This window comes from Pseudorhodobacter sp., from assembly GCF_030452865.1.
In the GTDB taxonomy this organism is placed as follows: domain Bacteria; phylum Pseudomonadota; class Alphaproteobacteria; order Rhodobacterales; family Rhodobacteraceae; genus Pseudorhodobacter.
In genome coordinates this window covers 1-5,502 of sequence record NZ_JAKDLJ010000242.1, presented here as the reverse complement: position 1 = coordinate 5,502, position 5,502 = coordinate 1, and the positions used below count along the sequence as shown (strand labels likewise).

Below are 5,502 nucleotides of genomic sequence, written 5' to 3'. Positions count from 1 at the left end.
GAAAATGGCCGCGTAAGTTCTACGAATGCACCCCGTTGGAAATGGGGGGATTACCCAATGACTTGAGGGGCCGTATGGAGGGGATTTTGAAATCGCCTGAGGTCGAAGATGGAGCTTTCGAAGTCATTGGCGCCATGCTTTCGGACGCTTGCCGCATGCAAAACCAACACCACTTCGTAAAGAAGAAAAAACCCAAAAAGGAAATCCAGTCTCTGGAGGTAGAAGTCAGTCAGCTATTGAAAAGGGTTGATCGGACTGAGAATGCTCTAGTTCAGAAGGTACTTGAAAGTGAAATTGAAAAAGTCGAAGGCGCGAGACTGCGTGCGGAAGCTTTATATGCCCTTTCGCCCCAAGTCGAAATCAGTGACAAAAAACCTTAGAACTTACCCGAGAATTTCTAGCAAGTCATTGGAAGGTGTAGATAAATGGGGATTTCAAGGCGAAAAAGGCAGTGCTCAGTTTGGCTTTTGAAGAACCGATTAGAGTCACCGAGGAAAAGGGTGTTAGAACACCAAAATTCTCGTTTCCATTCCGCGAGTTAGGATACGCAAGTGTCGGCGATTTGAATTTGGTGGAGCCAGGCGGGATCGAACCGCCGACCTCTTGAATGCCATTCAAGCGCTCTCCCAACTGAGCTATGACCCCACAAAGGTACAAGGCCATCGGCCTTGTCTGGGTTATTTAGGGGAGGGGGGCAGAGGCTGCAAGAGGAAAAATCTTTGCAACGTCAAATCTGCCTGCGCGTGGCCTTCTGCCGCCATCGCCCCCGAACCACCGTCAGTTTTCGTCGTCGGACCCGCTCACATCGGCCAGATCATCCAATGAGACGGTATCGTCACCATCATCATCTTCCAGCAGATCATCATCGGTGTCGTCGGCATCGTCCGATTCGACAACCGCCAACAGGTCGTCATCGTCACCGTCCAGATCATCGACCAGCACTTCGTCATCTTCCTTGACCTTGGCCGGGCGGCTTGCAGCGGCGGAGGTGATGATCTTGCGGCGTGCGCTGTCGATATCCACGACTTCGCCCGTATAGGGGCTGACAATCGGGCTTTTGTTCAGGTCGTAAAAGCGCTTTCCGGTGGTGGGGCAAAGGCGCTTGGTGCCCCATTCTGCTTTGGGCATGGTATTCCCCTTGTGACATCCGTTGCGGGCGGGGTCCGTGATGGCCCGGCACTTCCGGCAAAGGCGTCGCTTGCCACAGGTCCGGGCGGCTGTCAAAGGCATTTTGCATGACAAAGCGGTGACAGGTCGGTGATGTCAGGCGGGATTGCAGTTGATGGGGCTTGAAGGCTTGCGCCGGGCCGGGCATCCTGCGCCAACGCCAAAAGGGGATTTCATGCCAGTTCTGCCCGGAATACCACCTGTGGAGGTGACGCTGCGCCGCACCGCACGGGCGCGGCGTCTGTCGTTGCGGGTGTCGCGGCTGGATGGGCGCGTCACGCTGTCGCTGCCGCCCCATGCGCGAGAGGCGGAGGCATGGGCGTTCCTGCGCGCACAGGAAGGCTGGATTCGCCAGGCGCTGGCCAATGTCGTGCCCGAAGGTATGGTCACGATGGGCGAGACGATCCCCATCGAGGGCCGGCTTGTTCGGCTGGTGCCGGGGGTGGGGCGGTCGATGCTGCTCGCAGGTGAGGAATTGCAGGTGCCCGGCGACTCGGCGCGAACGGGCGCGCGCGTCGCGGCATGGCTCAAGACCAAGGCGCGTGACCGGTTGGCGCTGGCCTCTGATACCTACGCGCGGCGGATCGGCAGGCGGTATATGACCCTGACGCTGCGCGATACGCGGTCGCGTTGGGGGTCTTGCACCTCGGAAGCGGGGTTGATGTATTCCTGGCGCCTGATCATGGCCCCGCCGCAGGTGTTGAACTATGTGGCGGCGCATGAGGTGGCACATCTGGCCGAAATGAACCATTCGCCCCGGTTCTGGGCCATCGTTGCCGATCTGATGCCCGAGTATCAACACCATCGGCGCTGGCTGAAATCGCAGGGCAATCAGCTTCTCAGCTATCGGTTCACCGAATGACCGAAACCCGGTGCGCGGGATGCTGACGGCGCGCGTCACGGCGCTGTCGCGTCCGGTGGATCCGAACGCCGCCGCGCATGAGCGGCTTTACCGTACCTTGCGCAGTCAGGTGATGCACGGTGAATTGCCCCCCGGCCAGTCATTGACGCTGCGTGGCTTGGCGCGGACCTTTGGCGTGTCGATGACACCGGCGCGCGAAGCGGTCCGGCGTTTGGTGGCAGAAGGCGCGCTGTCGCTCTCCTCGTCTGGCCGGGCCGCCACACCGGAGCTTTCGCCCGAACGGATCGAAGAACTCGCCTCCATCCGCGCGCTGTTGGAGCCGGAGCTGGCCGCCCGCGCGCTGCCGCGCGCGCATTTCGCCTTGATCGACCGGTTGGCGCTGATCAATTCCGCCAACAGCGAAGCGGTGATCAAACACGATGCGGTTGCGTATATTCGTACCAATCTGGAATTTCACCGAACGCTCTACCTGCGCGCGCAAGCCCCGGCGATGCTGGCGCTGACCGAAACGGTGTGGTTGCAACTCGGCCCGACAATGCGCGCGCTGTATGGTCGCCTGCGCCGGAACGAAGCGCCACCCTATCACCGGCTTATCATCGCTGCCTTGCGAGCGGGGGACGAACCGGGGTTGCGCCTTGCGATCCGAACCGATGTGACGCAGGGGCTGCGACATTTGGCGGGCTGACGACGGATTGATCCAGATCATGGTTTTCGCCGAACCAAAGGCGCACACTGCGCCGATGCCCGTTGGCTGAGGGAGGCGGAGATGTTTGAAAAACTGAAGGCGCGGCTTGCGCGCAAATCGCTGTTGGAAGAGGTCGGCACCATGCCGGACCGCGATCTGTCAGACCTTGGCGTGTCGCGCGAACAATTGGCCAATATGGTGCGCATCCCCGATGCGGTGCCGGACCGCATGGAAAAGATGGCCGACCGTTTCGGCGCCGATTTCACCCGCTTGCAACGCGCCCGCGACAGCTATCTCGACGCGGTGGAGGAATGCCACCATTGCGGTGCAACCAAGGCCTGCGGCAAGGCGCTTGCCCGTAGCGGCGCGGATCAGGCCACGCCGGAGGAGTTGGATTTCTGTCCCAACGCCGAACTTTATCGCGATCTGGCGCAAAAGCCGCATTGATCATTTCGGGGGTTTCGCAAGCCATGCCTGTCGCTTACGCTGCTTGAAACTGCAGCGGAGGACAGAATGACCGTTCACATAGGCGCAAAACCGGGTGAGATTGCCGAAACCGTTTTGATGCCGGGCGACCCTTACCGCGCGCGCTGGGCTGCCGAGAAATTCCTGACCGATGCCAAGCTGGTCAATGAAACCCGTGGTATGCTCGGGTTTACCGGCACATGGCAGGGCCACCGCGTCACGATCCAGGGGTCGGGCATGGGAATGCCGTCGCTTTCGATCTACGCCAATGAACTGATCCGTGATTACGGCGCGCAAACGTTGATCCGCATCGGCTCTGCGGGTGCGATGCAGGCGAATATCAAGATCCGTGATCTGGTATTGGCGATGTCGGCCTGCACGATGTCAACGCCATCCCGCGGGATATTCAAGGAGTTGAACTTTGCCCCGACCGCCGATTTTGGCCTGCTGCAAGCGGCATGGAAAGCCGCCGAAGGGCGCGATGTCGTAACCCATGCCGGGCAGATTTATTCCTCGGACGTGTTCTATGATGAACGCCCGGATCTGAGCGAGCAGATGCAGCGCCATGGCGTGCTGTGCGTCGAGATGGAAGCGGCAGAACTTTACACCCTCGCCGCCCGCTATGGCCGTCGCGCCCTGGCGATTCTGACAATCTCCGACCATCTGCTGACGCATGAGGCGTTGCCAAGCGATCAGCGTGAGCGCAGCTTTGGCGATATGGTGGAAATCGCGCTGAAAGCGGCTTTCGCCTGACGGCGACGCAAGAAGGAAACACCATGCCCCATCTCGCCCCCCGCCCTTGGGTTCCCGCGACTTGTGAAGATCTGATCCAGACCTACGCCACTGAAACCACCGCGGCGTCGGCTAAAGTCGCGGCGCGGCTGGAGGCGCTGATTGCCCGCAATGCCGAGATTCACGATGCGGAATGTTTCAACCTGAACCCCGCGACCAATGTGATGAACCCTTTGGCGGAGGCGGCACTGTCGCGCGGCCTCGGCTCGCGTCCCTCGCTTGGCTATCCCGGCGACAAATATGAGATGGGGCTGGAAGCGATTGAGGAGATCGAGGTGATCGCGGCCGAACTCGCAGCCGAAGTGTTCGGCGCGAAATACGCGGAAATCCGTGTCGGTTCTGGGGCTCTGGCGAACCTTTATGGCTTCATGGCGCTGACGAAACCGGGGGATGCGATCATCGCGCCCCCCGGCAGCATTGGTGGCCATGTCACCCATCACGCTGCGGGGTGTGCCGGGCTTTACGGGCTGAAAACGCATCCGGCACCGGTCAATGCCGATGGCTACACCGTCGATCTGGATGCGCTGGCGGATCTGGCGGCGCGGGTGCGGCCAAAGCTGATCACCATCGGCGGCAGCCTGAACCTGTTTCCGCATCCGGTGGCGGAAGTGCGCGCGATTGCTGATCGCGTCGGCGCGAAGGTGTTGTTCGACGCGGCGCATCAATGCGGGATCATCGCGGGCGGTGCATGGCCCAATCCGTTGCAGCAAGGCGCGCATCTGATGACGATGAGCACCTATAAATCATTGGGTGGCCCCGCGGGCGGTTTGATCGTGACCAATGACGCGGAAATTGCTGAGGCACTGGACCATATCGCATTTCCCGGCATGACCGCGAATTTTGATGCGGCGAAATCAGCGGCGCTTGCGATCAGCCTGCTCGATTGGCGCGATCATGGCGCGGTTTACGGGCAAGCGATGATAGACCTTGCGCACGCCTTGGCGCGCGAACTGGCCGCGCTGGGTCTGCCGCTGTTCGGCGCGGACCGGGGCATCACGCAAAGCCATCAATTCGCGATTGTGGCGGCGGGGTTTGGTGGTGGCCAAGCGGCGTCGAAAACCTTGCGCAAGGCCGGGTTTCTCGCCTGTGGCATCGGCTTGCCGATTGCCGAGGTGCCGGGCGACATGAACGGCTTGCGCATCGGCACACCGGAACTGGTGCGCCGGGGTGTGACGCCTGCCGATGCGCCCGCTTTGGCCGCGCTGATCGCGGAAGGCTTGCGCTCCAACGATCCGGCTGCGGTGGCGCCCCGCACGCGCGCGATGCGGGCGCGGTTTCAAGGCATGCATTACCTCCGGCAGGGGTAGAGCATGTTGGGTTTGTTCGGATTTGCATATTCCCCACCGGGGCGAAGCAGCGTTTTCGAAGAATGCCGCATTCGCGCCGGTGGGTGAATAGGGTTGAACACAAAATGCTCCCGTCAGGCCTTGCGATGCGGATTCAGGCAATCGCGTGGCGTCTTGCCCTCGGGCGGGTCCATCGTCGCGCCGCAGGCTGCGCAGACATAATGGTTCGGTCCGCCTGTACGGTC

7 protein-coding genes and 1 tRNA gene are annotated in these 5,502 nt (G+C 61.0%); 6 read left to right on the top strand and 2 right to left on the bottom strand.

The features are described from left to right. Positions 1-380: hypothetical protein (locus tag L0H65_RS13420; RefSeq protein ID WP_301459556.1), on the top strand; the 380-nt coding region annotated here is incomplete at its 5' end. A gap of 189 nt (positions 381-569) precedes the next feature. Here L0H65_RS13420 and L0H65_RS13415 read toward each other — a convergent pair. Continuing rightward, positions 570-645: transfer RNA gene (locus L0H65_RS13415), tRNA-Ala, on the bottom strand. Between the two features lie 132 nt (positions 646-777). Then, positions 778-1,128 (bottom strand): TIGR02300 family protein, encoded by a 351-nt coding sequence (locus tag L0H65_RS13410; RefSeq protein WP_301459555.1) that lies wholly within the window; start codon positions 1,126-1,128, stop codon positions 778-780. 214 nt (positions 1,129-1,342) lie between these two features. On the opposite strand from L0H65_RS13410, the gene L0H65_RS13405 reads away from it, so the two are divergent. From L0H65_RS13405 to L0H65_RS13385, 5 genes are all read left to right on the top strand, one after another. Continuing rightward, complete coding sequence (locus tag L0H65_RS13405; protein ID WP_301459554.1) at positions 1,343-2,029, top strand: M48 family metallopeptidase; 687 nt, start codon at positions 1,343-1,345, stop codon at positions 2,027-2,029. A gap of 19 nt (positions 2,030-2,048) precedes the next feature. Continuing rightward, positions 2,049-2,714 (top strand): GntR family transcriptional regulator, encoded by a 666-nt coding sequence (locus L0H65_RS13400; protein ID WP_301459553.1) that lies wholly within the window; start codon positions 2,049-2,051, stop codon positions 2,712-2,714. A gap of 81 nt (positions 2,715-2,795) precedes the next feature. Beyond that, positions 2,796-3,161 carry a DUF6455 family protein gene (locus L0H65_RS13395; protein ID WP_301459552.1) on the top strand — a complete coding sequence of 122 codons (366 nt, stop codon included), beginning with the start codon at positions 2,796-2,798 and terminating at the stop codon, positions 3,159-3,161. 66 nt (positions 3,162-3,227) lie between these two features. Next, entirely contained in the window at positions 3,228-3,932 is a 705-nt protein-coding gene (gene deoD, locus L0H65_RS13390; RefSeq protein ID WP_301459551.1) for a purine-nucleoside phosphorylase, read from the top strand. 23 nt (positions 3,933-3,955) lie between these two features. Beyond that, positions 3,956-5,278 (top strand): serine hydroxymethyltransferase, encoded by a 1,323-nt coding sequence (locus L0H65_RS13385; protein ID WP_301459550.1) that lies wholly within the window; start codon positions 3,956-3,958, stop codon positions 5,276-5,278. The last annotated feature ends 224 nt before the right edge of the window (positions 5,279-5,502 follow it).